1 protein-coding gene and 1 pseudogene are annotated in these 2,308 nt (G+C 33.3%); both read left to right on the forward strand.

Features of this window, described 5'->3' with window-relative positions:
- Positions 1-701, forward strand: a 701-nt coding sequence (locus SULYE_RS07705; RefSeq protein WP_007548197.1) for a tRNA1(Val) (adenine(37)-N6)-methyltransferase, incomplete at its 5' end; no start/stop codon positions are given.
- 365 nt (positions 702-1,066) lie between these two features.
- Positions 1,067-2,308, forward strand: a pseudogene (ahcY, locus tag SULYE_RS07710) (adenosylhomocysteinase); the annotation flags it as partial.

Genomic DNA, 2,308 nt, shown 5'->3' on the forward strand with positions numbered 1-2,308 from the left:
CTTTTATTAGAGGAAAGATAAAAATCATTCAAAAAACGGAAGGCTATAGGTTTAACATTGACAGCCTTCTTCTTGTTGATTTTTTAAACATCAAATCATCCGGAAAAATCATAGATATAGGAACGGGAAGCGGCATCATACCAATTCTAATTAGTCTTAAATATAAAAATCTTAAACTTTATGCTTTAGAAGTTCAGGAAGATTTATTTGATATTGCCAAAAGAAATTTTCAAATTAACAACGTCCATGTTCAAATAGCACTCGGAAATGTTAAGGATGTAAAAAAGATTTATAATCATCAGTATTTTGATTATGTAGTAATTAATCCACCGTATTTTAAAGAGGGTAATTATAAAAATATTCAAGAAAAGATAGCAAGAAGCGAAGCTTTAGCTAAGCTGGAAGATTTTATCTATGGAAGCTGGTATCTTCTTAAAAATAAAGGAAAGCTTTATCTTATAAACATTACAGAAAGATTTTCAGAAACCGTATCACTTTTAAAAAAATATAACCTTCAGCCAAAACGTTACAGATTTATTCATCCATCAATCAATGAAAAAGCTACTCATTTTTTAGTAGAAGCATCAAAGAACGCAAAAGAAGGCGGAGAAATTGTAGAAGCACCTTTAATTATCTATGAAAATCCCAAAGAAAAAAAATATACTGATTACGTGTGGAATTTATTAGAGAATGGATTTTAAAGCTAAATGAGAAAGTGAGAAGTGAGAGGTTGGTAAAATTTATATTCATCACTAATGCGTCGGATGAGAAATTGGGTGAAAGTAGGAGATTCTTCGTAGGCTGCAGAATGACAAATAGGTTGCCCTGGTCGTTAAGCATATGATTATCAAGTTTTCTTCGTCATCCTAAGGACGTAAGTCCGAAGTATCTCTTTTTTAAATTCTGTTAAAAACCACTAATTTATCATCCAAGGTATTTTCTCTCTAAACTTTATAATAAAGTTTCTCAATGTCTCAACTAAGTTCGTTTTTTATTTTTCAGCAAAACCTTTATATCTCTAAACTTATGCTAAAATATAACCTACATTTTTAAAAAGGAGGGTTAAATGAAATATCACATCAAGGATATTAATCTTGCAGATAAAGGTCTTTTGAGAATACAATGGGCTGAAAAAGATATGCCTGTTTTAAGACAGATCAGAGAAAGATTTTCAAAAGAAAAGCCTTTAAAAGGTTTAACGATAGGAGCTTGTCTGCACGTTACAACGGAAACAGCAAACTTGATGATAACGTTAAAAGAAGGTGGAGCAAATGTTTATCTAACAGCATCCAATCCACTTTCTACACAAGATGACGTAGCAGCAGCACTTGTAAAATACTTTGAAATACCAGTTTTTGCAATACACGGGGAAGATAGAGACACATATTACAGCCATTTAAACGCAGTTCTTGACAGAAAACCAAACATAACCATGGACGATGGAGCTGATTTAATATCACTGCTACATAAAGAAAGGCAAGATTTAATTGAGAATGTATACGGCGGCACAGAAGAAACCACAACCGGAGTAATCAGATTAAAAGCTATGGCAAAAGATGGAGTGTTAAGGTTTCCGGTTATTGCTGTAAATGATGCATACACAAAACATCTTTTTGATAACAGATATGGAACAGGACAATCAACGATAGATGGAATTTTAAGAGCAACAAACAGGCTTATAGCCGGGTCAAAATTTGTTGTTGCTGGTTATGGATGGTGTGGTAAAGGCGTTGCAATGAGAGCAAGAGGAATGGGTGCAGATGTAATCGTAACAGAAGTTGACCCGTTAAAAGCTCTTGAAGCGGTAATGGATGGCTATAGAGTTATGCCAATGGAAGAAGCAGCAAAAATTGGAGACTTTTTTGTAACTGTAACAGGAAATATAAACGTAATAGACAAACATCATTTAGAAGTTATGAAAGATGGAGCCATTGTAAGTAATTCTGGACACTTTGATGTTGAAATAAACTTAAAAGCACTTGAAGAAATGGCAGTTGCAACAAGAGATATAAGAGATAATGTTAAAGAATACACACTAAAAGATGGAAGAAATATATATATACTCGCTGAAGGAAGACTTGTAAACCTTGCAGCAGCAGAAGGACATCCGGCGCAAGTAATGGATATGTCTTTTGCAAACCAAGCTTTATCTGCTGAATATGTCTATAAAAATGCAGATAAACTTGAAAAAACAGTATACAAAGTTCCTGATGAGCTGGATTTTGAAGTTGCAAGATTAAAACTAAATGCAATGGGAATAAAAATAGATACACTTACAGAAGACAAAGAGAGTATTTATCAAGCTGGC

Source organism: Sulfurihydrogenibium yellowstonense SS-5, from assembly GCF_000173615.1.
In the GTDB taxonomy this organism is placed as follows: Bacteria; Aquificota; Aquificia; order Aquificales; family Hydrogenothermaceae; genus Sulfurihydrogenibium; species Sulfurihydrogenibium yellowstonense.